A 25,775-nucleotide genomic window follows, 5' to 3' on the forward strand; every position below is an offset into this window, starting at 1 on the left:
CCCCTTCGCTCTGTCATCCACGTTCGTGGACAAACAGAAGGGCCGCGGATCCCGGATGGGGTTCCGCGGCCCTGAAGGCGCCGGCCTGATCGCCGATCAGGCTGGATCACTCCAGGGTTCTGGCCCACGGAAGGCCCACATCAGGTGGTGCTGCGTCGTCTGCTGCGTCCGGAATCCGGCACCGGTCGCCGTAAAGGCATAGGCGTGTGCCCGTGCCTCTACTGCCGCTTCCAGTGCCTTGGTCGGTCGCTCATTGCGCTCGCGGACGGGAAGGCCCGCGAGAGACAGGGAGGACGCCGGACGGACGGCACGAATGCCGGACAGACCGGTGCCCTGGTCCGAGGCGCCGAGCATGCACAGGGAGGCGACGACCGAGCGATCGGTCATTTTCACGCTGCTGATGGAGCTGCTGTTGATGCTGATCACTGGACTCGCCTCCTCTCGGCGTCTCGGGGGACTGGGGTGAGCCAGTCCGACGGATATGCAAGTACAACACGGAATCGGGGCCTTCGAGAAGGCCGCCGTTCCCACGCCTAAGAACCTATGGGGATTGCTGGGGCATGCGCAAACTATTTTTTCGACGAGTTCGTATCAGTCGTCGTCTTCTCCCGAACCGACGTCCTGGCCTGCGCAGATCGCCAGTACGTCGGCTCCGTAGCGGTTGAGCTTACGCACTCCGACGCCGGGGATGCGCGCCAGTTCGCGGTCGTCGTCGGGGACGGTCTCGGCGATCGCCATCAGCGTCTTGTCGGTGAAGACGCAGAACGCGGGCTGGCCGCTGAGCCGTGCCTGGTCCGCGCGCCACTCGCGGAGCCGCTCGTACAGCCCCTCGTCCATGTCGGAGGGGCAGTCCTCGCAGCGCAGCAGCTTCAGCTCGCCGGCGTCGGTGAGGGTGCGTCCGCAGACCCGGCAGCGGGCGGGGGTGCGCTGGGTGCGTCGCGGTGCGGTCTCCGGCCGGCCGGAGAGGCCGCGCTCGACACCTCCGGAGCCGCCCGGCCCGCTGCGGCCGGCCGCGGTGCCGGAGCCGGGGCGCAGGCCGTCGAGGAACCGGCTGGGGCGGCGGTTGGGACGGCCGCCGGGCGAGCGGGCGAGCGCCCAGGAGACGAACAGGCGGGAGCGGGCGCGGGTGACGCCGACGTAGAGGAGACGGCGCTCCTCCTCGATCTGCTCGTCGGTTCTGGCGTAGGTGATCGGCATCATGCCCTCGGCGACGCCGACCAGGAAGACGACGTCCCATTCCAGGCCCTTGGCCGAGTGCAGGGAGGCGAGGGTGACGCCCTGCACGGTGGGGGCGTGCTGGGCGTTCGCCCGTTCGTCGAGTTCGGCGACGAAGTCGGCGAGGGTGGCGGCGGGCTGCGCGGCGGCGAAGTCCTGCGCCAGGTTCACCAGGGCGGCCAGGGACTCCCAGCGCTCTCTGACGGCGCCGGAGCCGGCCGGCGGCTGGGGGGTCCAGCCGTCGGACGAGAGCACCGCGCGCACCTGGGAGGGCAGGTCGACGGCCTCGTCGAGGGCCGAGTCGTTGCCGCCGAAGCGGGCCGCGCCGCGCAGGGAGACGCCGGCCTTGCGGACCTCGGGACGGTCGAAGAACCGCTCGGCGCCCCGCAGCTGGTAGGGGATGCCGGCGTCGGCGAGGGCCTGTTCGTAGATCTCGGACTGGGCGTTGGTACGGAAGAGGACGGCGATCTCGGCGGCCGGGGTCCCGGAGTCGAGGAGGTCGCGGATGCGGCGGGCGGCGCCTTCGGCCTCGGCGGGTTCGTCGGTGTACTCGGTGTAGGCGGGTTCGGGACCGGCGGGACGCTGGGAGACGAGTTCCAGCCGGTGGTCGGCGGCTCGGCCGCGGGCCTGGGCGAGCAGACCGTTGGCGAGGTGGACGACCTGGGGCGTGGAGCGGTAGTCGCGGACCAGCTTGACGACGGTGGCGCGGGGGTGCCTGATGCGGAAGTCGAGCAGATGGTCGGGGGTTGCTCCCGTGAACGAATAGATCGTCTGGCTGGCGTCGCCGACCACGCACAGGTCGTCCCGGTCGCCGAGCCAGAGTTCCAGCAGGCGCTGCTGGAGGGGGCTGACGTCCTGGTACTCGTCGACGACGAAGTGCTGGTACTGGGCGCGTACCTGTTCGGCGATGTCCTGCCGGTCCTGGAGGATGGCGACGGTCAGCAGCAGGACGTCCTCGAAGTCGATGACCGCGCGGTTCCGCTTGAGGTCTTCGTAGGCCGAGTAGAGCTGGGCGATCTCGGCCGGGTCGCGGGGGGCCTCCCGGCCGGCCTTCGCGGCTGCGAGCGCGTAGTCGGCGGGGACGGTCTGGGTGACCTTGGACCATTCGATCTCGGCGGTGACGTCACGCAGCTCGTTGCGGTCGAGGCGGATGCGGCAGGCGGCGGCCGCGTCGGCGATCAGCTGGATCTTGCGGTCGACGAGCCGGGGCATCGAGCCACCGATCGCTTTCGGCCAGAAGTACTGGAGCTGCCGGAGCGCCGCGGAGTGGAAGGTGCGGGCCTGGACGCCGGTGGCTCCGAGCTGGCGGAGCCGGCCGCGCATCTCTCCGGCAGCGCGGTTGGTGAAGGTGACGGCGAGCACGGTGGAGGGGTGGAGGATTCCGGCGCGCACCCCGTAGGCGATGCGGTGGGTGATCGCCCGGGTCTTGCCCGTGCCCGCACCGGCCAGCACGCACACGGGTCCGTGCAGCGCGGTGGCGACCTCGCGCTGCTCGGGGTCGAGCCCTTCGAGCACCGCGTCGGCAGAGTCCGGTGCCTGCGGGAAGAGGGGGGAGTGCGTTGCTGCTGTCACACAGCCATGCTGCCAGGTCGCCCGAGACCACCGAGCCGGTTGTCCACAGGCGGGACCTCGCAGTCGTATTAATCACCCGCAGGTTCCTGCCGGGTGGGCGGGTGAGGGAATGATGGCGCTTTCAAGTACGTTCCCTCCTCAGCGACCACCCGTCCCCCGAGCCGCCGAAGGAGCGCGAAGAGATGTCGGGCACTGTGACGATGTACAGCACCACGTGGTGTGGCTACTGCCGTCGGCTGAAGAGCCAGCTGGACCGCGAGGGCATCGCGTACAACGAGATCAACATCGAGCAGGACCCGGAATCCGCCGCGTTCGTGGAGAAGGCGAACGGCGGGAACCAGACGGTGCCGACCGTGCTGTTCGCCGACGGGTCCACGCTGACGAACCCGTCGCTGGCGCAGGTCAAGCAGAAGATCGGCGTGTGACGGCGGCGCGTGCTGATCAGCGCGTGACGGCGACGGCCGTACGGCTTTGTGAAGGCGGCCCCCGGGATATCCCGGGGGCCGCCTTCTCGTTTCACGCGTCAGACGACGCTGCGCGTCGGCAGCGGCTTGCCGTACCACAGCTCGATCAGGCGGGCCGCGATGGAGATGCCGTAGGGCGGCAGCACCTCGCCGGACTCGAAGGCGGCGCCCAGCTCGTCGCGGGAGAACCAGCGGGCCTCGCGGATCTCGTCGCCGTCGACGTCGATGTCGGTGGAGGTGGCGCGCGCCATGAAGCCGAGCATGAGGCTGGACGGGAACGGCCACGGCTGGCTGGCCACGTACTCGACCTCGCCGACGGTGACGCCGGCCTCCTCGAAGACCTCGCGGCGCACCGCCTGCTCGATGGACTCGCCGGGCTCGACGAATCCGGCGAGCGTGGAGAAGCGGCCCTCGGGCCAGTGGACCTGCCGGCCGAGGAGGATGCGGTCGTCCTCGTCGGTGACGGCCATGATCACGGCCGGGTCGGTGCGCGGGTAGTGCTCGGCGCCGCAGGCGGGGCAGCGGCGGATGTGGCCGGCCGCGGCGATCACGGTGCGCTCGCCGCAGCGGGAGCAGAAGCGGTGGGTGCGCTGCCAGTTCTCCAGGCCGACGGCGTGCACCATCAGTCCGGCGTCGCGCGGAGACAGCAGCAGGCCCGCCTCGCGCAGTCCGGCCGGGCGGGCGGACTGGTCGATGCGGCCGGGCAGGGCGTCCTTCTGCAGGGCGAAGTAGCTGACGCCGTCCTCGTCGATGCCGAGGAAGTAGCGGTGCGCCTCGGTGAGCGGGGCCTCGAAGGACGGGGTCATGACGAGTTCGGTACGGCCGTCCGGTGTCTCGTCGATGAGGACCTGGCCGCCGGAGACCACGAAGCAGCGGGTGGTGGGGTGGCTCCACGCCGCGGCGAGCCAGGCCTCGTCGAGCCGGTGGTGGGCGGCCCGGTCGACGCCGCTCGGGGCGGTGAGCGAGATGGGTCGGTCGGCGGTGAGGTCGGTCCAGGTGGTCACGAGTGCTTCCAACTCCCCCGGGTGCAGCGGTTTGTTTCGGCGGCGGTTCAACGGGTCGTACGGACGGGAGGCGACCGGGTCCGGAAGGGCTCGGTGGTGCGGGAGGGCCCCTCCAGTGTGCCCCGCGCGGGACGGGGCTCCGGACGTCAGGGCGCGGTCAGGGAGCACGGCGCCAGTTCGCCGCCAGGTCGCCCCACAGGTACGCGCCGGCCTCGGCGCCCTTGAGGAGCAGATCGAGCTCGACCTTCTCGTTCGGGGCATGCCAGCCGTCGGACGGGACGGAGATGCCCAGGAAGAGGACGGGTGCGCCGAGCACTTCCTGGAGGTCGGCGGCGGGCCCGGAGCCGCCCTCGCGGGTGAAGCGGACCGCCGTGCCGAAGGCGCGGCCCATGGCGCGGGCGACGGACTGCAGGGCCGGGTGGTCCAGCGGGGTCAGGCACGGGCGCGTGCCCGGGGAGAACGTGATCTCGTGCCGGATGCCGTCGGGCAGCCGGTCGGCGGCCCATGCGCGGACGGCCTGCTCGACGCGGTCGAGGTCCTGGCCCGCGACCAGCCGGAACGACAGCTTCACCATGGCCGTGGACGGGATGATCGTCTTGCTGCCGGGGCCCTGGTAGCCGCCGCCGATGCCGTTGACCTCGGCGGTCGGGCGGGCCCAGACGCGCTCCAGGGTGGTGTAGCCGGCCTCGCCCTGGGCGGCGTGGGACTTCGCGGTGCGCAGCCACTGCGCCTCGTCGAAGGGCAGCTCGGCGAAGAGCTCCCGCTCGCGGTCGGTGAGCTCCACGACGCCGTCGTAGAAGCCGGGTATCGCCACGCGCCCCCGCTCTTCGTGCAGGGCGGCGACGAGGCGGGCGACGACGGTCGCCGGGTTGGGGACGGCGCCGCCGAAGGAGCCGGAGTGGATGTCCTGGTCCGGGCCGTACAGCCGGATCTCGCACTCGGCGAGGCCGCGCATGCCGGTGCACACGGTGGGGGTGTCCTCGGACCACATGCCGGTGTCGGAGACGATCACGGCGTCGGCGGCGAGCCGCGCGGCGTGCTCCTCGACGAGCGCGCGGAAGTGCGGGGAGCCGGACTCCTCCTCGCCCTCGACCAGCAGCTTCAGATGGACGGCCGGGACGCTGCGGCCGGTGGCGGCGAGGTGGGCGCGCACACCGAGTGTGTGGAAGAACACCTGGCCCTTGTCGTCGGCGGCCCCGCGCGCGTAGAGCCGGTTCTCGCGGATGACGGGCTCGAAGGGTTCGCTGTCCCAGCCGTCCTCGCGGGCGGCGGGCTGCACGTCGTGGTGGCCGTAGACGAGGACGGTCGGCGCCTCCGGGTCGTCGGAGGGCCACTCGGCGTAGACGGCCGGGGCGCCCGGGGTCTCCCAGACCTCGGCGGTGGGGAAACCGGTCTCCTTGAGCCTGCCGGCGAGCCAGTCGGCGCTGCGCCGTACGTCGTGCGCGTGGGCGGGCTGAGCGGACACCGACGGGATGCGCAGCCACTCGGCGAGGTCGTCGAGGAAGGCGGTGCGGTGCTGGTCGATGTACGTACGGACGGCGCTGTCCGGGGTCAGGCTCATGGCCACGAGCCTATCGGCCCGCGGTGACAGCCCGGTCGTGCGATTCGTCACCGGGCGGCTCGGGGGGCTCCTCCCGCAGCAGCCGCTCCAGGGCGTCGCGGCCCGGGAGAGCGGCGGGCCGTACGACCTCGCCGGTGCGGACGTACACGAACGCGGCCGTGACCGACTCCAGGGGGATCCTCTGCTGCTCGGCCCAGGCGAGCCGGTACACGGCGAGCTGGAGGGGGTCGGCGGAGTGCTCCCGGCCGGTCTTCCAGTCGACGATCTCGTACGTCGCCTCCGCGCCCTCGCCGTCCCGGTAGACGGCGTCGATGCGGCCGCGGATCACCCGGCCGGCGACGGTGATCTGGAAAGGGGCCTCCACGCGGTGCGGTGTGCGACGGGCGTACTCGGTGCGTTCGAAGGCCTCCTTGAGGGCTTCGAGGTCGCGTTCGTCGGCGATCTCGGCGTCGCCGCCGGGCAGCTCGTCCGGCTCCAGCATGGGCAGGGTCAGCGCCTCGAAGCGGGACTCGACCCAGGCGTGGAAGCGGGTGCCGCGGCGGGCGGCGGGCTGCGGCGGGCGGGGCATGGGGCGGGCCAGCTCCTGGGCGAAGCCGTCCGGGTCGGCGGCCAGCCGCAGCAGCTGGGTCGCCGTCAGCGACGTGGGCAGCGGGACCTCCGTGACGCTCTCGCGGGCGCGCAGCAGCTCTCCGGTGAGGGCGTCCAGGTCGCGGTCCCAGGAGGCGACGATCCGGGCCTCTTCGGGCGTGAGGCGGGTGTCCCGCGCCCTGTCGCGGTCCGAGGGCGTCGCCTGGTGGGGGACGGTCGGACGCTGGGGGGTCCAGGCGTCCCGGTCGGCGCGGGCTTCGGGGGCGGGCGGGGTTTCACCGAGGTGCGGTTCGTCCTCGTAGAGGTGCCCTTCGTCCTCGTGAGGGTGCGGCTGGTCCCCGTAGGGAACCTCGTCGTCCTCGTACGGAGGCTCGTCGTACGGCGGCTCGTCGTCCTCGTACAGCTCGTCGTAGGGGGGCTCGTCGTACGGCGGCTCGTCGTACGGCGGCTCGTCCCCCTCGGGCGGCGAAGGCCAGTCCGGGTCCTCGAAGGTGTCGGGGTCGTGCGCGTCCGCGGCGAGGGCGTCGAGGTGGGCGAGGACCGTCTCGGCGGCCGCGCGGCGGCGGGCCAGGGCGGCCTCGTCCAGCGGCAGCGGCCAGGCCTGGTGGGCGGTGGCCTGGTGCAGGGCGGGGTTCTCCTCGTCCTCGGCGGGTTCGTCCGACCAGACCTCGATCTCGCCGTGGCCGGCGGCGCAGTGGTCGTGGAGGGCTAGGAGGAAGTCGGAGGGGCCGCGGGGCTTCTTCTGGGTGGGGCCCCACCAGTGGCCGGAGCCGAGGAGCAGGGAGCGGGGGCGGGTGAAGGTGACGTAGCCGAGGCGCAGCTCCTCGGTGTGCTGGTGTTCCTTCATGGCCTCGTGGAAGGCCTTCATGCCGCGTGAGTCCCAGGCCTCGACGTCGGGCAGGGTGTCGGCGTCGCCGCGCAGCTCGTGCGGCAGCACCTTGGCCTGGGCGGTCCACTTCTCGCGGCCCTGGGCGCTGGGGAAGGTGCCGGTGACCAGGCCGGGGACGGCGACGACGTCCCACTCCAGGCCCTTGGACTTGTGCGCGGTGAGGACCTTGACGGTGTTCTCGCCGCCGGGCAGGGCGTTGTCGAGGCCCTTCTCGTACTGGGCGGCGGTGCGCAGGAAGCCGAGGAAGGCGAGGAGCGTGGCCTCGTTCTCGTTGGCGGCGAAGGACGCGGCGACGTCCAGGAAGTTGGACAGGGTCTCGCGGCGGCGGGCGGCCAGGGCGTGCGGGGACGCCGACAGCTCCACCTCCAGGCCGGTGACGGCGAGCACCCGGTGCAGTACGTCCATGAGCGGGTCGGCCAGGGAGCGCCGCAGGTCACGCAGCTCGGCGGCGAGGCGGGCGAAGCGCACGCGCGCGTCCGGCGAGAACGGCAGCCCGTCGTCGTCCCCGCCGCCCTGCAGCGGCGTCTCCAGGAAGGTGTCGAGGGCATCCGCGAGCGAGATCACCTCGGCGGGGTCGACGCCCTCCACGGCCTCGGCGAGCCGCCGGTCGGGGTCGTCGTCGGCGTCCACGCGCGCGTGGGCGACGAGCAGCCGGGCGCGCCGCCCGAGCAGGGCGAGGTCGCGCGGGCCGATGCGCCAGCGGGGGCCGGTGAGCAGCCGGACCAGGGAGGCGTTGGCGCCCGGGTCCTGGAGGACCTCGCAGACGGCGACCAGGTCGGCGACCTCGGGGAGGTGCAGCAGCCCGGAGAGACCGACCACCTCCACGGGCACGTCCCGGGCGACGAGCGCGCCCTGGATCTCGGCGAAGTCGGTCGCCGTACGGCACAGGATCGCGATCTCGCCGGGTGCCTTCCCGGTGTTCACCAGGTGGGCGATGGAGTCGGCGATCCAGTCGATCTCCTCGGCGTGGGTGCGCAGCAGGGCGCAGCGGACGATGCCGTCGCGTTCGGCGCCGGGGGCCGGGCGCAGTGCCTCCACGCCCGCGTGCATGGCGCGCAGGGGCTCGGCGAGGCCGTTGGCGAGGTCGAGGAGGCGGCCGCCGCTGCGGCGGTTCTCGCTGAGCGCCTGGCGGGTGGCGGGGCGGCCGTCGGCGTGCGCGAAGTGCTCGGGGAAGTCGTCGAGGTTGGCGACGGAGGCGCCGCGCCAGCCGTAGATCGCCTGGCAGGGGTCGCCGACGGCGGTCACCGGGTGGCCGGTGCCGCCGCCGAACAGGCCGGCGAGGAGGACGCGCTGGGCGACCGAGGTGTCCTGGTACTCGTCGAGGAGCACCACGCGGAACTCGTCGCGCAGGAGGCGGCCCACTTCGGGCAGCCGGCCGAGGCGGGCGGCGAGGGCGATCTGGTCGCCGAAGTCGAGCAGGTCCCGCTCGCGTTTCACCGCCCGGTAGCGCAGCACCAGCTCGGCGAGTTCGCGGCGGGCGGCGGCGGTCTCGGGGACCTTGCGCAGGTCGGCGTTGGTGAGTTTGACGCCCTCGAGGGTGTGCAGCAGCCCGGCGTCCCACGAGCGCAGGTCCTCGGGCCGCACCAGGTGCTCGGCGAGTTCCGAGTCGAGGGTGAGGAGGTCGCTGACCAGGTCGGCGAAGGAGCGGGTCAGCGCCGGGTAGGGCCCCGGGGCTTCGCCCAGCACCCGCGCGGCCAGCTGGTAGCGGGTGGCGTCGGCGAGGAGGCGGGAGGTCGGTTCGAGGCCGATGCGCAGGCCGTGGTCGGTCAGCAGGCGGCCCGCGAAGGCGTGGTACGTGGAGATCACCGGTTCGCCGGGCGGGTTGTCCGGGTCGATGGTGTCGGGGTCGGTGACACCGGCCTTGACCAGCGCCGTGCGCACGCGCTCGGCGAGTTCGCCGGCGGCCTTGTTGGTGAAGGTGAGGCCGAGCACCTGTTCGGGCGCGACCCGGCCGGTGCCGACCAGCCACACCACGCGGGCCGCCATCACCGTGGTCTTGCCGGAGCCGGCTCCGGCCACGATCACCTGCGGGGCGGGCGGCGCGATGATGCAGGCCGTCTGCTCCGGGGTGAACGGGATGCCGATAAGCTCCTTGAGCTGCTCGGGGTCGGTGATACGTGCGGGCACCTCAGAGAGGCTAGCGGCGGGCACTGACAGTCGAGGCCGGATCACCCCAGCGGGCCGGAAGAAACGCAGGTCAGCCCAGGTGGTGCGGCTCGTCACACCTGGTTCACTCGACCACGTGGCGGCCTTCGGGCCGGGCGCTGCACGACGCCCGGAACGCGCAGTGCGTGCAGTGCTGGCCGGTGGTCGGGGCGAACCGCTCGTCGAGCACCTTGCCGGCGGCCGTGGCGAGCAGCTCGCCGACCCACTCCCCCTCCAGGGGCTCCTGGGCCTGCACCTTCGGCAGGCTCTCCCCGCCGTCCCGTTTGGCGGCGCCCTGCCGCAGCTGGACGAGTTCGGCGCCGCCCGGCTCGGGACGCACCCCGTCGAAGACGTCGTCGACGGCGCCCTCGGTGACGGCGAGCTGGTAGACGGCGAGCTGGGGGTGACGGGCCACCTCGGCGGAGCTGGGCGCCTGCTTGCCCGTCTTGAAGTCGACGACGTAGGCGCGGCCCTCGCCATCCGCCTCCACGCGGTCCATCTGGCCGCGGATGCGGACCTCGTAGTCGCCCGCCTCCAGGGTGACGTCGAAGTCGTGCTCGCTGGCCACCGGAGTGCGCCCGGTGCGGTCCATGACGTGCCACTCAAGGAAGCGTTCGAGCGCCACGCGCGCGTGCTGCTTCTCCTGTGCCGACTTCCACGGCGCGTCGAACGCGAGCGCGTCCCACACGGAGTCGAGGCGTTCCATGAGGACGTCGAGGTCGGCCGGGGTGCGCCCGGAGGCGACCTCGTCGGCGAGGACGTGCACCACGTTGCCGAAGCCCTGGGCGGCGGTGGCCGGGGCGTCCGCCTTCACCTCGCGGCCGAGGAACCACTGCAGGGCGCAGGTGTTGGCGAGCTGGTCGAGGGCGCTGCCGGACAGCACGACGGGCTGGTCCCGGTGGCGCAGCGGCACCTTGCTCTCGGTCGGGTCGAACATGCCCCACCAGCGGTACGGGTGCGCGGACGGCACCAAGGGGCGGCCGTCCTCGTCGGTGAGCGCCGCGAGCCGGGCCAGCCGGCGGGCGGCGGCCTCCCGCAGGGTGTCCGACACGCGCGGGTCGACGGTCGTGGCACGCAGCTCCGCGACCAGCGCGGCGACCGAGAGCGGGCGGCGCGGTCGGCCGGTGACGTCCCGGGGCTCGACGCCGAGTTCGGTCAGGAACCGGGACGGCTGGTCGCCGTCGTCCGCCGGGGCCTTCACCGCGGTGACGACGAGCCGTTCCCGCGCGCGCGTGGCGGCGACGTAGAACAGGCGACGTTCCTCGGCGAGCAGCGCGCCCGGGGTGAGCGGTTCGGCGAGCCCGTCGCGGCCGATGCGGTCGGCCTCCAGCAGGGAACCGCGGCGGCGCAGGTCCGGCCACAGGCCCTCCTGGACACCGGCCACGACGACCAGCCGCCATTCCAGGCCCTTGGCGCGGTGCGCGGTCATCAGGCGCACGGCGTCGGGGCGCAGGGCGCGCCGCGTGAGGGTGTCGGCGGCGATGTCCTCCGCCTCGATCTGCTCCAGGAAGTTCAGGGCGCCCCGTCCGCCGGTGCGCTCCTCCGCGCGGGCCGCTGTCGCGAACAGCGCGCAGACGGCGTCCAGGTCGCGGTCGGCGTTGCGGCCGGCGGCGCCGCCGCGCCGGGCGGCCCGCTCCAGGCGGCCGGGCCAGGGCGTGCCGACCCAGAGGTCCCACAGGGCCTCCTCGGCCGTGCCGCCGCCCGCGAGGCGCTCGCGCGCCGTGCGCAGCAGCGCGCCGAGACGCTGGGCTCCGCGCGCGTACGCCGGGTCGTGCGCCACCAGGCGCTCGGGTTCGGCGAGCGCCCGCGTCAGCAGTTGGTCCGAGGGCGGCGGTACGGGGTTGCCGGCGGCGCGCTCCTCGTCGCGCAGCGCGCGGCCCAGGCGACGCAGGTCGGCGGCGTCCATGCCGGCGAGGGGCGAGGCGAGGAGGGTGAGGGCGGTCTCGGTGTCCAGCCAGCAGGGCTCCTCCGTGGCCTCCGCGTCATCCGGCCCGGTCCGTCGGGAGCCGGTTTCCGGATCGGCTTCCTCTGGCAGGCCAGCTGCGGACTCGGCCTCCGGGGCGGGCGTCTCGGACTGGTCGGCAGCGGACTCGGCCGTCGGTGCGGCCTTCTCGGAGCCGCCGGCAGCGGAGCCATCGGCCCGCGGACCGGCGTTCTCCTCCGGAAGGCCCTCCACGGCCCCAGCCTCCGCGTCGGCCGCCTCGGGCACGCCCGCTGCCGAACCGTCGGCCTCCGGGGCGACGGGCTCGGGGTCATCCGCAGCAGAACCGCCGGCCCCCGGGTCGGCCGTCCCGGACCCGTCGACAGCAGAACCGCCGGCCCCCGCGTCAGCCTGCTCGGCCACACCCGCTGCGGAACCGCCGCCCCCCGGACCGGCCTCCCCGGGAACACACCCTGCGGCCCCGGCCTCCGCCCTGGCCACCGCCCGCAGTGCCGTCAGCAGCGGCGCCACCGCCGGCTCGTGCCGGAGCGGGAGGTCGTCGCCGTCGACGTCGAGCGGGACGCCCGCCGAGGTGAGGGCGCGGCGGACCGCCGGGATGGTGCGGGAGCCGGCGCGTACGAGGACGGCCATGTCGCTCCAGGGGACGCCGTCCTCCAGATGGGCCCGGCGCAGGATGTCGGCGATGTTGTCCAGCTCGGTGCCGGGCGTCGGGTAGGTGTACACCTCCACGCGGCCGCCGTCCCGCACCGGGGTGAGCTCGCGGTGGGCGCGCACCTTGTCGGCGGGGAGGCGGGTCAGCGGCATGCGCTGGGTCAGCAGCCGGGTGGCGGCCAGCAGGCCGGCCCCGGAGCGGCGGGAGGTGCGCAGGACCTCGACCGGCGCCGGGCGGCCGTCCGCGCGGGGGAAGGCGTGCGGGAAGTCGAGGATGCCGTTCACGTCCGCGCCGCGGAAGGTGTAGATCGACTGGTCCGGGTCGCCGAAGGCGACGAGGGTGCGGCCACCGCCGGCGAGCGCGTGGAGCAGCCGTACTTGCGCGGGGTCGGTGTCCTGGTACTCGTCCACGAACACCGCGTCGTACTGCGCGGCGAGCCGCCCGGCCACCTCGGGGCGGCGGGCGAGCAGCACCGCGCGGTGGACGAGTTCGGCGTAGTCGATGACTCCTTGCAGGTCGAGGACGTCGAGGTACTCGGCGAGGAAGGCGGCGGCCGCCCGCCAGTCGGGGCGGCCGATACGCCGGGCGAAGGCGTCCAGGGCGGCCGGGTCGAGGCCCAGCTCCCGGCTGCGGGCGAGGACCGCGCGGACCTCGTCGGCGAAGCCGCGGGTGGTCAGGCAGGCGCGCAGTTCGTCCGGCCACCGCACGTGGGCGAGACCGCGCCGCTCCAGGTCCGGCTGGCCGGCGAGCAGCTCGCGGACGGCGACGTCCTGCTCGGGGCCGGACAGCAGCCGCAGCGGCTCGACGAACAGGTCGCTGTCCTGGTGGGCGCGGACCAGGGCGTAGCTGAACGAGTGGAAGGTGGTCGCCCGGGGTGCGCGGGCCGCGCCGATGCGCAGGGCCATGCGGTCGCGCAGTTCGACGGCGGCCTTGCGGCTGAAGGTGAGCACCAGGAGGCGTTCGGGGTCCGCTCCGCGGGCGATCCGCGCGGCCACGGACTCCACCAGCGTGGTGGTCTTGCCGGTGCCCGGACCGGCAAGGACCAGCAACGGGCCGGACCGGTGGTCAACCACGGCGCGCTGCCCGGCGTCCAGGAGAGGGGGATCCGGTCGGACGGGAAGGGTACGGACGAGCCGGTAAGCGCCACGGTTCCCCTGTCGCACCGCGGGGTGCGACAGGCGCCTGGTGGAGGAAGAGGAGCTCACGTGGTTCGCCGGTCCTGGTGGGTGTGCTTGGATGCCGATCGCCGTACGGGGACGGCGGTGGCCGCGGGGTGAGGGGGACGCGTGGAGCCGACGCTACGCCGACGGCCGGGGCGGAAGCAGGGCCTCCGGTTGTTCCCTCGGGGCTCAGCGGACCCGTGCGTCCCTTTCCCCTCGAACGTACGTCATGTCACGGAAGTGCCCTGTTTCCCCCCTACGGATCAGGCGTCCCCCGCGCGGGCCGCCGATGGCGGAAGCTGTCAGGTGTGACCCTTCGCGCGTTCGCCGCCGTCCCACCGCGCGCGCCGCATGTCGACGCGCGGCAGGTGGCCCTCCGCGGCCCGGCTCGCCCCCTTCAGGGGCGTGCCCTCCGCGCGGTAGTGGGCCAGAGCCTCCAGCTCGTGGCCCGGGAGCAGGTGTCCGTCCGCGCGGACGACCCGCCACCAGGGGACCGCTCCCCCGTAGAGCGCCATCACGCGGCCGACCTGGCGAGGTCCGCCCTCCTCCAGCCACTCGGCGACATCGCCGTAGGTCATGACGCGCCCGGGCGGGATCATCTCCGTGACGTCGAGCACCCGCTCGGCGTACTCCGGCAGGGCATCGGAGTACTCCGCGCGGGCGTCCTCGGGAAGGCTCTCCTCGCTCATTCGCCCCATCCTGCCGCATGCCGCCGACAAAGTGACGCAGTCGCAACAGTGCGTGACCCTCGCCCTGGAGCGGTGCTTCGGGCAGACTGTGCGACCCGCGTTTGCACCCTGATGCCCCCGTGTGTCGGTGGAGCATGCCACCATCGTGCGGGCGGTGACTGGTGATACGAGATCAAGAAGAGACGATGAAGCAGCAGGGTGTGCACCCGGAGGACGCGGACAGCACCTCTGATGCCTCGTCGCGCCCGGACGAGCGCCCGGGCGAGGATTCGCAGGCGAACACCCCGCCGGATCCCGGCCGCACGGACCCCGAGGCGCACACCGACGAGGTGGAGGGCGACGAACCGCTCCTCCCCGCTCGCGTGCACCGCCCGTCCGACCTGATGCGCCTCCTGGTGGGCGTGCTCGCCGTCGCCGTACTGCTCGCCATCGCGGCGTTCGCGCACGGCACCACCTCGGGCCTCGAACAGGACATCACCAAGGGCACCGGCCAGGCCCCCGACCTGCTCATCAAGATCGCGGGACTGGCGTCCAGCATCGCGATCCTGCTGGTGCCGGTCGCGTTCGCGATCGAACGGCTGATCAAACGGGACGGGCTGCGCATCGCCGACGGCGTGCTCGCGGCGGTCCTCGCGCACGGTGTGACTCTCGCCACCGACCTGTGGGTCGCCAAGGCCGCCCCGGACTCCATCCAGGAGGCCCTGACCCAGCCCTCCCCCGGCGACATCCACGCCCTGACCGACCCGGTCCACGGCTATCTCGCGCCCGTCATCGCGTACATGACGGCCGTCGGCATGTCCCGCAGACCGCGCTGGCGTGCGGTGCTGTGGATCGTGCTGCTCCTCGACGCGTTCTCGATGCTGGTCACCGGTTACACCACACCGTTCTCGATCATCCTGACCGTGCTGATCGGCTGGACCGTGGCCTACGGCACCCTGTACGCCGTCGGCTCCCCCAACGTCCGCCCCACCGGGCGCACGCTGATGGCGGGCCTGCGGACCGTCGGGTTCCGCCCGGTGAGCGCGGCCCGCGAGGAGACCGCGGACACGACGGACGGCGGCGACCGCGGTCGGCGCTACTTCGTCACCCTGGAGGACGGCCCGCCCCTCGATGTCACGGTCGTCGACCGCGAACAGCAGGCACAGGGCTTCTTCTACCGCGTGTGGCGCAATCTGACCCTGCGCGGCATCGCCACCCGCCGCAGCCTCCAGTCACTGCGCCAGGCCCTGGAGCAGGAGGCCCTGCTCGCCTACGCCGCCATCGCGGCCGGCGCCAACGCGCCCAAGCTGATCGCCACCTCCGAGCTGGGCCCCGACGCGGTGATACTCGTCTACGAGCACACCGGCGGTCGCACCCTGGACTCGCTGGCGGACGAGGAGATCACCGACGAACTGCTGCAGCACACCTGGCAGCAGGTGCGGGCGCTGCAGTCGCGCCGGATCGCGCACCGCAGGCTCGCGGGCGACGCGATTCTGGTGGATCGTTCCGGCACGGTGATCCTCACCGATCTGCGCGGCGGCGAGATCGCGGCCGGCGATGTGCTGCTGCGCATGGACATCGCCCAGCTGATGACGACGCTGGCCCTGCGCGTGGGCGCCGAACGCGCGGTCGCCTCGGCTGTGGACGTACTGGGGCCCGACGCGGTCGCCGACTGTCTGCCGATGCTCCAGCCGATCGCCCTGACCCGGACCACCCGCGCGACCCTGCGCCGACTGGCCCGGGAGCGGGCCGAGCGCGAGCGCGAGGCGGTCCTGGAGGCTTCCCGGCAGGCCAAGCTGGCCCGCGCGGAGGCCGCCGGCGGCGAGGAGGCCGTCGTAGCCCTGGAGAAGCCCGGCAAGAAGGCCGTACGCGCGCAGGCGCGGGCCGAGAAGCGGGCCATGGACGAGGCGCTGGACGAGGCACGCGAGGAGGACCCGCTCACCCAGATCCGGCACGAGGTGCTCCGGATCCGGCCGCAGGCGCCCGTGGAGCCGGTCCGCCTGGAGCGGGTGCGGCCCCGCACGCTGATCAGTTTCATCGCCGGTGCCATCGGCGCGTACTTCCTGCTCACGCAGCTCACCCACATCGAGTTCGGCCCGCTGGTGGCCAACGCCGAGTGGGGCTGGGTGGCGGCGGCGGTGCTGTTCTCGGCGCTGAGCTATGTCGCCGCGGCGATGAGCCTGCTGGGCTTCGTGCCGGAGCGGGTGCCCTTCCCGCGGACCGTGGCGGCGCAGGTCGCCGGGTCGTTCGTGAAGATCGTGGCGCCGGCCGCGGTGGGCGGTGTCGCCCTCAACACGCGGTTCCTGCAGCGTTCCGGGGTGCGTCCCGGGCTCGCGGTGGCCAGTGTCGGCGCCTCGCAGTTGTTCGGGCTCGGCTGCCACATCCTGATGCTGCTGTCCTTCGGCTATCTGACCGGCACCGAGAAGACGCCGTCGCTGTCGCCGTCCCGGACCGTCATCGCGGGTCTGCTGACGGTGGCGGTGCTGGTGCTCGTGGTGACCTCGGTGCCGTTCCTGCGGAAATTCGTCGTCACGCGCGTGAGGTCGCTTTTCGCGGGAGTCGTGCCGCGCATGCTGGACGTGCTCCAGCGGCCGCAGAAGCTGCTCACCGGCATCGGCGGCATGCTGCTGCTCACCGCCTGCTTCGTGATGTGCCTGGACGCGTCGATCCGCGCGTTCGGCGACGAGACCACCTCGATCAGCATCGCCAGCGTCGCCGTCGTGTTCCTCGCGGGCAACGCGCTCGGCTCCGCGGCGCCCACGCCCGGCGGTGTGGGCGCGGTCGAGGCGACCCTCACGGTCGGTCTGATCGCCGTCGGGCTGCCCAGCGAGGTCGCCGCCCCCGCCGTCCTGCTGTTCCGGCTGCTGACGCTGTGGCTGCCGGTGCTGCCGGGCTGGCTGGCCTTCAACCACCTCACCCGCAAGGGCGCCCTCTAGGGGGTGTCTCGTCGATCGGGCCGGATCAGGGAGCGGCGTCTGGTGCCGTGCACCGCAAGGCGGAGGAGGGAGTCGATGCGATGGGGGTCCCCCCTGCTCGAGCGGAGCCGAGAGCTTGGGGGAATCGGCGAGTGACGACAACGCGGCGAGGCGCGGTGCCAGGCGCCGCGAGCCCGGCATGATCGGCGAGACACCCCCTAGGCCCTGGCGCCACCGGGCAGGCGAGGCTTCCCCGGCCGGTCCCGGCCGGCACGCGTACGGCCGCGCCCCGCGTCCCCACGCGCGCGTACCTCGTACGGGCCCGCGCCCGAGCGCCCCGCCGGGTGCCGCCGCAGGATGGGGACATGCCGAACCCCGCCCTGCTGCGCGCCGCCGCCGTGACCGCCTCCGCCCTGCTGCTGACCTCCCTGCTCGCGGGGTGCGGCGACGACGAGGCCGAGGACGAGGACCTGACGCGGCAGGAGCTGACCTGGGAGGAGTGCCCGGCGCCGTCGCAGGCGGAGGGCGGCGGTGACGCCCCGTCGCCGCTGCCGGGCAACGGGGAGTGGCAGTGCGCCACCATGAAGGCGCCCCGCGACTGGGACGACCCGGACGGTGACACCATCGGGCTCGCGCTGATCCGGGTCAGGGCCACCGGCGACGACCGCATCGGCTCGCTGATCTTCAACTTCGGCGGCCCCGGCGGCTCGGGCGTCACCACGCTGCCCGCCTTCGGCAACGACTACGCGACCCTGCGCACCCGCTACGACCTGGTCAGCTTCGACCCGCGCGGGGTGGGCCGCAGCGACCCCGTGCTGTGCGAGGACGACCAGCAGCTCGACGCCTACTTCCAGCAGGACGCGACCCCCGACGACGCCGCCGAGCGCACCGACCTGGTGGACAACGTCCGCGGCTTCAACTCGGCCTGCGAGAAGAACTCCAAGACGATGCTGCCGCACGTGCTCACCACCGACGCGGCCCGCGACATGGACCTGATGCGCCAGGTGCTCGGCGACGAGAAGCTGCACTACTTCGGCATCTCCTACGGCACCGAACTCGGCGGCGTCTACGCCCACCTGTTCCCGAAGAAGGTGGGCCGCGCCGTCTTCGACGCCGTCGTCGACCCGACGCAGACCCCCGAGCAGGGCTCGCTCGGCCAGGCCCGGGGCTTCCAGCGCGCGCTCGGCAACTTCGCGGAGGACTGCGTGTCGAAGGAGGAGGCCTGTCCGATCGGGGACACCGCCGAGGACGTCGAGAAGCGGATCGCCACGTTCCTCAAGGACCTCGACAGCAAGCCCATCGAGGGCATCTTCCCGCGCCGGCTGACCCAGACCGCCGCGACCGGCGGCATCGCGCAGGCGCTGTACTCGCAGGACTTCTGGGAGTACCTGACCGAGGGCCTGGAGCAGGCGTACGACGGGAACGGGGAGATCCTGATGATGCTGTCCGACTCGATGAACGGACGCAGCCCCAACGGCGAGTACAGCAATCTCGCCGCGGCCAACGTCTCCATCAACTGCGCCGACGACAAGCCGCGGTACAGCCCCGCCTACGTGGAGGAGAAGCTGCCCGCGTTCCGGGCGGCCTCGCCGGTCTTCGGGGACTACCTCGCCTGGGGCATGCTCAGCTGCACCGACTGGGCGGTGCCGGGCGCCGCCGACCACCCCGACGTGAGCGCGCCGGGCGCCGCGCCGATCCTCGTCGTGGGCAACACCGGCGACCCGGCCACGCCGTACGAGGGCACCCGGAAGATGGTGCGGGCGCTGGGCCCCGGCGTCGGTGTGGAGCTGACGTACAAGGGGCAGGGGCACGGGGCGTACGACAGCAAGAACAGGTGCGTGCAGGACGCGGTGCACGGCTATCTGCTGGAGGGGAAGGTGCCGGCGGCCGGCACGGTCTGCTCCTAGCACCGAAGGATCGCGCCGAACCCGCAGGTCAGGACGTTATCCACAGCCTGCGGCGGGCTGGGCGGGTTATGCCTACCATGGCCTGACAGCCATTCGCCGGCGAGCGGCGGAGGCCTACGAGGGGGGATGCGTCCATGGCTCGTTTCGTACGGTGGGCGGCGCTCGGCGCCACCGCCGCGCTGCTGGTGTCGGGGTGCGACTCGTCCGGCGACGCGCAGTCCGGGAAGAACGGGGACAGCTCTCCGTCCTCGAACTCCTCGCTGGCGTCGCAGAAGCTCGACTGGGGGCGCTGTGAGGCCACCGACGAGGCGTCGGCCCCTGGCGGCGAGTGGCAGTGCGCCACGCTGAAGGTGCCACTGGACTGGGACAAGCCCGAGGGCGAGACGATCGGTGTCGCGCTGATACGGGCCGAGGCCACCGGCGACGACCGCATCGGCTCGCTGCTGTTCAACTTCGGCGGGCCCGGCGGCTCCGGCGTCTCGATGATGCCGTCGTACGCATCCACCGTCTCCACGCTGCACGAGCGGTACGACCTGGTGAGCTTCGACCCGCGGGGCGTCGCCGCCAGCGAGGGCGTGCGCTGCCGCGACGACGAGGAGATCCAGGCCGCCGAGGCGAAGGTGGACGCCACCCCCGACACCGCGGCCGAGGAGAAGGCGTACTTCCAGGACGCCGCCGACTTCGGCAAGGGCTGCCAGGAGGCCGCCGGGAAGCTGCTGCCGCACGTCTCGACCACCGACACCGCCCGCGACATGGACCTGATGCGCCAGGTCCTCGGCGACGAGAAGATGCACTACTTCGGCATCTCCTACGGCACCGAACTCGGCGGCGTCTACGCCCACCTCTTCCCGGAGAAGGTCGGGCGGATGATCCTGGACGCGGTCGTCGACCCGAGCGCCGACACCGTGGGCCACGCCAAGAACCAGGCCCTGGGCTTCCAGCGCGCGCTGAACGACTACCTGGAGTCGACGGGCCAGGACCCCGCGGAGGGCACCCGGAAGATAGCGGACCTGCTGGACCGGATCGACGCCGAGCCGCTGCCCACCTCCTCCCCCGACCGCAAGCTCACCCAGACCCTCGCGGTGACCGGCATCGTGCTGCCGCTCTACAGCAAGGACGGCTGGCCCGCCCTGACCAGCGCCCTGGAGGCGGCCGAGGAAGGCGACGGCTCCGAGCTGCTGGCACTGGCCGACGGGTACAACGAGCGCGACGCGTCGGGGAACTACGGCACGACGACCCACTCCCAGCGCGTCATATCGTGCCTCGACGACCGGCAGCGTCCGACGCCCGCACAGACGAAGGCGCTCCTGCCCGAGTTCGAGGAGATCTCGCCCGTCTTCGGCGCCTTCCTCGGCTGGGACACGGCGGGCTGGTGCCACGACTGGCCGGTGGCCGGGCAGCACGACACCCCGGAGGTGAGCGCTCCCGGCGCGCCCCCGATCCTCACCGTCGGCAACACCGGCGACCCGGCGACCCCGGTCGAAGGCGCCCGCAGGATGGCGGACGAGCTGGGCAAGGACGTCGGCGTCGTCCTGACCTGGAACGGCGAGGGCCACGGCGCCTACGGCAGCGGCAGCGACTGCGTGGACTCGGCGGTGGACACCTACCTGCTGGACGGCACGCCGCCGAAGGACGGCACGGTCTGCTCCTGACCCCGCCGGCTGCCGGCTCGCACGGGCGGGCCGGCAATGGCGAGTTTCGCCTCACCCTGGCTCACGAAACACCAGGTCAGCGGCGTGCCGTGGTCGCTGCCGTCCGGATCTGTGCCAATGGCCACAGCAAGCGGGACACACGTGGGCTCATACTGAGCTATGACAAAGCCTCCGGCACCAAAGCGTCATCTGCCCACCAGCCCCTTCAAGGCCCCGGTCGCGCCGGCTCCCAAGCACTTCGCCATGGGCGACCAGGTCACGCATGACGTGTACGGCCTGGGCCGGGTGGTCGGCATCGAGGACGGAATCGCGGCCCTCGTGGATTTCGGCTCGGCGCAGAAGCGGATCTTGAGCCCCTACGCCAAGATGACCAAGCTGTAGGAAACCGTCGTGCCCGGTCATGGCACGCCAGGTCCCCTCAGGGACCTGCAACGAAAGGCAGACCTCTCATCGACCCGACGTCGCTGTTCTCCGCGCTGGAAGGGCAACCCCGCCGTTCCACCGCAGTGTCGCCCCCTCCGGCGACGAACCCGTTCCACGCCCCGGACTTCGGAGAAGACGAGATCTTCTCCACCGAGGACGCAGACGCGCCCCAGGTACCCGCTCCGGGCACCCGCGCGGCGCGGTCCAAGGCCGCCTAGGGGCTGCTCAGCCGGCGGACCGGTCGAGCTGAAACGGTGAGCCCGTACGCGTGGGCACCCAGCCCTGCCGCAGGGCGGACGCGATGGCGTCGGCCACGTCGGAGGGCAATACCGGGCTGCCCGGGCCTCCGAGCCAATTGCCGGGGTGAGGCTGGTCGGTGGTGACGACGAGAGTCGTTCCGGGACGATCCGCGTGCTCCACGGCGTAAGTGCACGGCGACCAGCAGAGAGCCTGGCTGTACGTGGGCCTGCGGCGCAGCCGCCAGCGGTAGACCGTGCCGTCGACGACTATGCGCCGCGATCCCTTGCGGCCCAGTGCCATGACTTCCCCCCTCATTGTTGGGATTCCGGCCCGTCGTCGTCCGGCAACGACAGAAGCCCACGGCATCTGAGCTTGTCAGAGCCGTGGGCTTCGTCAGTCCCGCTGGTCGGCGGGACCGGTGATCAGTAGTGGCTGAACTGAGGTCGCAGCCAGCTCACCTCAGTCCTCGTGCTCCTCGACCATGCCGATCGCGAAGGGGAACGACTCCAGTAACTCGCGCCGTGCAGGGTCCTGCTCCCTCACGGCCAGGTCCGCGAGCACCTGCAAGAGCCGTTGGCGTTGGTCCGAGGGCAGTTGCAGGAGCACCCAGCCCACGTTCTCCATCATCTTCACCGCGGAGTCTGGATCCACTTCCTCGTCCCCGCAACTGTCCAACCACCACATGACGTCGACGACCAGGCCGGTGAGTGCCGGTACAAGCGGATCCCTGTTAATCATGCAGGCAACTTAACCGAGCCCTACGACACCGCCGTGGGGGAACGTGAGTGTCTAACTGCGTGACAACGCCCGCGCACAACGGCGGACAACCACGAACGCCCATGGACTGTCGCCGCGGGTGAGAAGCGCACCGGTTCAAGGCCGGGCGCCCGCCCAAGTTGCTTCGGGAGCGAAGAGGTCGTGCCACCAGCTCCCGGTGCCCCCGGCCGAGGCAGGCGGTGTCAGAGCCCCATGAGAATGTCTCCGCCATGGAGACACCCAGTGCCCCGGACAGCGGGGACGACGAGCACGCCGTGATCGCGCACTTCCGGCTTGCCACTGACGGTTTCGGCGACGCCGACCAGCGAGAGCAGGTCTACGACGCCGGGGAGGTGATGGCAGCAGCGATCGATGAGGCCGGGGTCGGGGAATTCGACGGCAACGAGTTCGGCGCGGGCGAGGCCGTCCTCTACGCCTACGGACCGGATGGAGACGCTCTCTTCAAGGTCATGGAGCCGACGCTGCGCGGTCTGCCGTTCCGGCCGGCACACGTCGTCGTCAGGCGCGGCGACAGTGCGTCCCGCCTTGACCTATAAGCCCGCGAGACAGCTACGAATACGGTCCACGGTCCGGCAAAGCCTGGGCCGTCCGAGGTCACCCGATGCCGACCAACAACGACAGAAGCCCACGGCATCTGAGCTTGTCAGAGCCGTGGGCTTCGTCAGTCCCGCTGGTCGGCGAGACCGGTGATCAGTAGACCGGCTTGTGCGGTTCGATCTGGTTGACCCAGCCGATGACGCCGCCGCCGACGTGGACGGCGTCGGCGAAGCCGGCGGACTTCAGGACCGCGAGGACTTCCGCACTGCGGACGCCCGTCTTGCAGTGCAGGACGATCTTCTTGTCCTGCGGCAGGTTCTCCAGGGCGGTGCCCATGAGGAACTCGTTCTTCGGGATCAGGCGGGCGCCGGGGATCGAGACGATCTCGTACTCGTTGATCTCGCGGACATCGATGATGTCAATGTTCTCGCCGTCGTCGATCCACTCCTTGAGCTGCTTGGGAGTGATCGTCGAGTCGGCGGCCGCCGCCTGGGCCTCCTCGGAGACGACGCCGCAGAAGGCCTCGTAGTCGATGAGCTCGGTGACGGTCGGGTTCTCGCCGCAGACCGCGCAGTCGGGGTCCTTGCGGACCTTGACCTGGCGGTACTGCATCTCCAGGGCGTCGTAGATCATCAGTCGGCCGACCAGCGGCTCGCCGATGCCGGCGAGGAGCTTGATGGCCTCGTTGACCTGGATGGAGCCGATGGACGCGCAGAGCACGCCCAGGACGCCGCCCTCGGCGCAGGAGGGGACCATGCCGGGGGGCGGGGGCTCCGGGTAGAGGCAGCGGTAGCAGGGGCCGTGCTCGGACCAGAACACCGAGGCCTGGCCGTCGAAGCGGTAGATCGAGCCCCACACGTACGGCTTGTTCAGCAGCACGCAGGCGTCGTTCACCAGGTAACGCGTGGCGAAGTTGTCCGTGCCGTCGACGATCAGGTCGTACTGGCTGAAGATGTCCATCACGTTGTCGGCCTCGAGCCGCTCCTCGTGAAGGATCACGTTCACGTACGGGTTGATGCCGAGGACGGAGTCGCGCGCGGACTCGGCCTTGGAGCGGCCGATGTCGGACTGGCTGTGGATGATCTGGCGCTGCAGGTTCGACTCGTCGACCTCGTCGAACTCCACGATGCCGAGCGTGCCCACGCCCGCCGCGGCCAGGTACATCAGGGCCGGCGAGCCCAGGCCGCCGGCGCCCACACAGAGCACCTTCGCGTTCTTCAGCCGCTTCTGCCCGTCCATCCCGACATCGGGGATGATCAGGTGGCGGGAGTACCTGCGGACCTCGTCTACGGTGAGCTCAGATGCTGGCTCGACCAGGGGTGGCAGCGACACGGGGACTCCGTTGGTCGGTCAATCAGTACGGTTGTTCTTGCCGTAACACTGCCATGGCCTTTTTCATTCCGAGACACCTGTTCCGATCCGCGAGACGATTTCGTCCCAGTAGCCGGGCATGGTCTCCCACGGGTCGGTTCGTCCGCCGCGATCCGCGCGGTCGGTGAACCAGATCGTGGCCGCGCCCTGCCAGCGGGCGATGCGCAGCGCCTCGTCCAGGTGACCGCCCGGGATGCCGTGGACGAAGTGGCAGAAGCGCTCGGGCGGATAGTCGGCGGTCCAGGCCGCCGCCTGCGACCAGCGGTAGTCGCTCCAGGGCCCGGAGAAGGTCACGAGCTGGTCGGCGTTCTCGGCGTAGTCGGGATGCGGGTGGGTGCCGTGGCCGAGGACGACATGGGCATCGTCACGCAGTGCCCGGAGCGTGGTGACCGTCCGGCGCATCTCGGGGAGCGAGACGCGGTCGGTCGGGCAGCGGTCCAGCAGGAAGCCGTCGGCCTGGTACCAGTCCAGGTAGCGGTGGGCGTCGGAGATCGTCTCGCCGAAGTCGCGGGCGCCGTGGACGGCGTCCAGGCGGCCGAGGACGCGGACGCCCGCGTTGCGCAGCCGCGTGGCCGCCTGGAGGCAGTGCGGGTCGGGGCGGGTGCCGGGGCCGGCGGCGACGTCGAGGACGACCCAGTCCAGGGGCGTGCCGGGGCGGGTCAACTCGCCCCACTCGGCCGGCGCCAGCAGCGGGTGGGCGTAGCCGGGGACGCCCAGGCCGGTGCGGACGCCGGTCCCCGACGTGGTCGCCGCGGCGCTGGTCAGATGCGGCATGCCGCCTCCATCCAGATGTCGGCCAGGGACTCCTCGAGGTTGATCCGGGGCCGCCAGCCGAGCCGGTCGCGGGCGGTGCGGACGTCGGCCTGCTGCCAGCTGCCGCAGCCGTCGGGGTACGGGTAGGCGACCGGGGCGGCGTGCGGCGGGTGGTCGGAGTCGCCGCGGTGGTGCCCGAGGGATTCGCCGCGGTGGTGTGCGAGCGGTTCGCCGCGGTGGTGGGCGAGGGCTTCGGGGCGCGGATGCCCGATGGCGGGGCGGAGCGGGCCGGGAGGGCCGTCGAGTTCGTGCAGCGCGCCGCCGTAACCGGCCACGCGGGCGAGCGTCGCGGCGGCGTCCCGCAGCCGTACGGCACGGCCGGAGCCGATGTTGATGACGCCCTGGGCGGCGGAGAGCGAGGCGGCGTGCACCGCGCGGGCCACGTCACGGACGTCGACGAAGTCCCGCTGGACGCCGAGGCCGCCGAGCTTGAGTTCGCCGTCGCCGGTCTGCATGGCCCGGCGCATCGCCTCGGCGAGGCGGCCGAGCGGTGATCCGGCGGGGGTGCCGGGTCCGGCCGGGGAGAAGACGCGCAGGACGACCGCGTCCAGGCCGGAGCCGAGGACGAGTTCGGTGGCGGCGAGCTTGCTGACGCCGTACGGGCCGCCGGGGCGCGGGACGGCGTCCTCGGCGGTGGAGGAGCCGGGCTGGCTGGGGCCGTACTCGGCGGAGCAGCCGATCTGCACCAGCCGGGCGCCGCAGCCGCTGCGCCGCAGGGCCTCGCAGACCGTGGCGACGGCGACCGTGTTGTGGCGGGTGAGTTCGCGGGCGCCGCCCCGGGTGGCGCCGGCGCAGTTGATGACGACGCCGGGGTGGACCGCGTCGAGGAATCGGGTGAGCGCGCCGGGGCTGCCGGACGCGAGGTCGAAGCGGACGTCGGCGTCGTCGCCGCGGCCGAGCGCGGTGAGCTGGACGGCCGGGTCGGCGAGCAGCCGGTCGGCGACGAAGCGGCCGAGGTATCCGTTGGCTCCGATCAGCAGAACCCTCATCGGGCGACTCCCGGGGTGCGCGCGTCGATCACCTGGACGGCACGGGACGCACTGGCGCTGGCGGCTCCGGTCGCTGCGGTCACGCCGGTGACGCCCGTCACGCCGGTGGCGCCCGTCACGCCGGTGGTTCCGTTCGCTCCGGACGGAACACCGAACGCGCCGGTGGCTCCGGGCGCTCCGGGGATTCCGGGTCGGGAGGTGGTCATCTGGTGTTCTCCTTCGAGGGCGTGGTGCGGGTGCCTGCGGCGGCCTGGCCGGCCGCCCGCGGCGGATGGATGGTTCGGGGTGGCG

The 25,775-nt window shown here is 72.5% G+C and carries 19 protein-coding genes; 6 read left to right on the forward strand and 13 right to left on the reverse strand.

What is annotated here, in order from left to right:
- Positions 1-96: 96 nt before the first annotated feature.
- A complete protein-coding gene (locus ACSU6L_RS12820) occupies positions 97-426 on the reverse strand; it encodes a hypothetical protein (RefSeq protein ID WP_073940804.1) in 330 nt (109 codons plus the stop codon).
- A 165-nt stretch (positions 427-591) separates the two neighbouring features.
- The gene (locus tag ACSU6L_RS12825) at positions 592-2,787 is read right to left on the reverse strand and encodes an ATP-dependent DNA helicase UvrD2 (protein ID WP_437056469.1); all 2,196 of its coding nucleotides are present in this window, start codon (positions 2,785-2,787) and stop codon (positions 592-594) included.
- A gap of 182 nt (positions 2,788-2,969) precedes the next feature.
- On the opposite strand from ACSU6L_RS12825, the gene ACSU6L_RS12830 reads away from it, so the two are divergent.
- Positions 2,970-3,212: a mycoredoxin gene (locus tag ACSU6L_RS12830; protein WP_073940802.1), complete on the forward strand. Its 243-nt coding sequence runs from the start codon at positions 2,970-2,972 to the stop codon at positions 3,210-3,212.
- A 98-nt stretch (positions 3,213-3,310) separates the two neighbouring features.
- Here ACSU6L_RS12830 and nudC read toward each other — a convergent pair whose 3' ends face one another.
- The 5 genes from nudC to ACSU6L_RS12855 form a co-directional block, all read right to left on the reverse strand.
- On the reverse strand, positions 3,311-4,255 hold the full coding sequence (nudC, locus tag ACSU6L_RS12835) for an NAD(+) diphosphatase (protein WP_437056472.1): 945 nt from the start codon (positions 4,253-4,255) through the stop codon (positions 3,311-3,313).
- Between the two features lie 157 nt (positions 4,256-4,412).
- Positions 4,413-5,816 carry a dipeptidase gene (locus tag ACSU6L_RS12840; protein ID WP_437056473.1) on the reverse strand — a complete coding sequence of 468 codons (1,404 nt, stop codon included), beginning with the start codon at positions 5,814-5,816 and terminating at the stop codon, positions 4,413-4,415.
- Positions 5,817-5,826: 10 nt separating this feature from the next.
- The gene (locus ACSU6L_RS12845; protein ID WP_437056475.1) at positions 5,827-9,420 is read right to left on the reverse strand and encodes a UvrD-helicase domain-containing protein; all 3,594 of its coding nucleotides are present in this window, start codon (positions 9,418-9,420) and stop codon (positions 5,827-5,829) included.
- 103 nt (positions 9,421-9,523) lie between these two features.
- Positions 9,524-13,237 (reverse strand): UvrD-helicase domain-containing protein, encoded by a 3,714-nt coding sequence (locus ACSU6L_RS12850; RefSeq protein WP_437056477.1) that lies wholly within the window; start codon positions 13,235-13,237, stop codon positions 9,524-9,526.
- 257 nt (positions 13,238-13,494) lie between these two features.
- Positions 13,495-13,881 (reverse strand): MGMT family protein, encoded by a 387-nt coding sequence (locus ACSU6L_RS12855; RefSeq protein WP_437056479.1) that lies wholly within the window; start codon positions 13,879-13,881, stop codon positions 13,495-13,497.
- 185 nt (positions 13,882-14,066) lie between these two features.
- On the opposite strand from ACSU6L_RS12855, the gene ACSU6L_RS12860 reads away from it, so the two are divergent.
- The 4 genes from ACSU6L_RS12860 to ACSU6L_RS12875 all read left to right on the forward strand — a co-directional run bounded on the left by ACSU6L_RS12860 (position 14,067) and on the right by ACSU6L_RS12875 (position 20,715).
- Positions 14,067-16,796 (forward strand): lysylphosphatidylglycerol synthase transmembrane domain-containing protein, encoded by a 2,730-nt coding sequence (locus tag ACSU6L_RS12860; protein WP_437056481.1) that lies wholly within the window; start codon positions 14,067-14,069, stop codon positions 16,794-16,796.
- Between the two features lie 344 nt (positions 16,797-17,140).
- On the forward strand, positions 17,141-18,682 hold the full coding sequence (locus ACSU6L_RS12865; protein ID WP_437056483.1) for an alpha/beta hydrolase: 1,542 nt from the start codon (positions 17,141-17,143) through the stop codon (positions 18,680-18,682).
- Positions 18,683-18,816: 134 nt separating this feature from the next.
- Positions 18,817-20,334: an alpha/beta hydrolase gene (locus tag ACSU6L_RS12870; protein WP_437056485.1), complete on the forward strand. Its 1,518-nt coding sequence runs from the start codon at positions 18,817-18,819 to the stop codon at positions 20,332-20,334.
- A gap of 159 nt (positions 20,335-20,493) precedes the next feature.
- Positions 20,494-20,715, forward strand: a complete 222-nt coding sequence (locus tag ACSU6L_RS12875; protein WP_365507477.1) for a hypothetical protein — start codon at positions 20,494-20,496, stop codon at positions 20,713-20,715.
- Positions 20,716-20,982: 267 nt separating this feature from the next.
- Here ACSU6L_RS12875 and ACSU6L_RS12880 read toward each other — a convergent pair whose 3' ends face one another.
- Positions 20,983-21,297, reverse strand: coding sequence for a hypothetical protein (locus tag ACSU6L_RS12880; RefSeq protein ID WP_437056487.1), 315 nt, complete (start codon positions 21,295-21,297; stop codon positions 20,983-20,985).
- Positions 21,298-21,456: 159 nt separating this feature from the next.
- Positions 21,457-21,735 (reverse strand): hypothetical protein, encoded by a 279-nt coding sequence (locus ACSU6L_RS12885; RefSeq protein ID WP_437056489.1) that lies wholly within the window; start codon positions 21,733-21,735, stop codon positions 21,457-21,459.
- A 248-nt stretch (positions 21,736-21,983) separates the two neighbouring features.
- Here ACSU6L_RS12885 and ACSU6L_RS12890 point away from each other — a divergent pair, with 248 nt between their 5' ends.
- Positions 21,984-22,310 carry a hypothetical protein gene (locus ACSU6L_RS12890; RefSeq protein ID WP_437056491.1) on the forward strand — a complete coding sequence of 109 codons (327 nt, stop codon included), beginning with the start codon at positions 21,984-21,986 and terminating at the stop codon, positions 22,308-22,310.
- A 154-nt stretch (positions 22,311-22,464) separates the two neighbouring features.
- Here the strand turns inward: ACSU6L_RS12890 and moeZ are convergent, their stop codons facing one another.
- From moeZ to ACSU6L_RS12910, 4 genes are all read right to left on the reverse strand, one after another.
- Positions 22,465-23,643, reverse strand: a complete 1,179-nt coding sequence (gene moeZ, locus ACSU6L_RS12895; protein WP_437056493.1) for an adenylyltransferase/sulfurtransferase MoeZ — start codon at positions 23,641-23,643, stop codon at positions 22,465-22,467.
- 63 nt (positions 23,644-23,706) lie between these two features.
- Positions 23,707-24,456 carry a spherulation-specific family 4 protein gene (locus ACSU6L_RS12900; RefSeq protein ID WP_437056495.1) on the reverse strand — a complete coding sequence of 250 codons (750 nt, stop codon included), beginning with the start codon at positions 24,454-24,456 and terminating at the stop codon, positions 23,707-23,709.
- Entirely contained in the window at positions 24,444-25,484 is a 1,041-nt protein-coding gene (locus ACSU6L_RS12905; RefSeq protein WP_437056497.1) for an NAD-dependent epimerase/dehydratase family protein, read from the reverse strand. Before ACSU6L_RS12905 ends, ACSU6L_RS12900 begins: the two co-directional genes overlap by 13 nt.
- Positions 25,481-25,690, reverse strand: a complete 210-nt coding sequence (locus tag ACSU6L_RS12910; RefSeq protein WP_437056499.1) for a hypothetical protein — start codon at positions 25,688-25,690, stop codon at positions 25,481-25,483. The genes ACSU6L_RS12905 and ACSU6L_RS12910 overlap by 4 nt, the downstream gene beginning before the upstream one ends.
- Positions 25,691-25,775 lie beyond the last annotated feature (85 nt).

This window comes from Streptomyces sp. enrichment culture (genome assembly GCF_964272855.1).
In the GTDB taxonomy this organism is placed as follows: Bacteria; Actinomycetota; Actinomycetes; order Streptomycetales; family Streptomycetaceae; genus Streptomyces.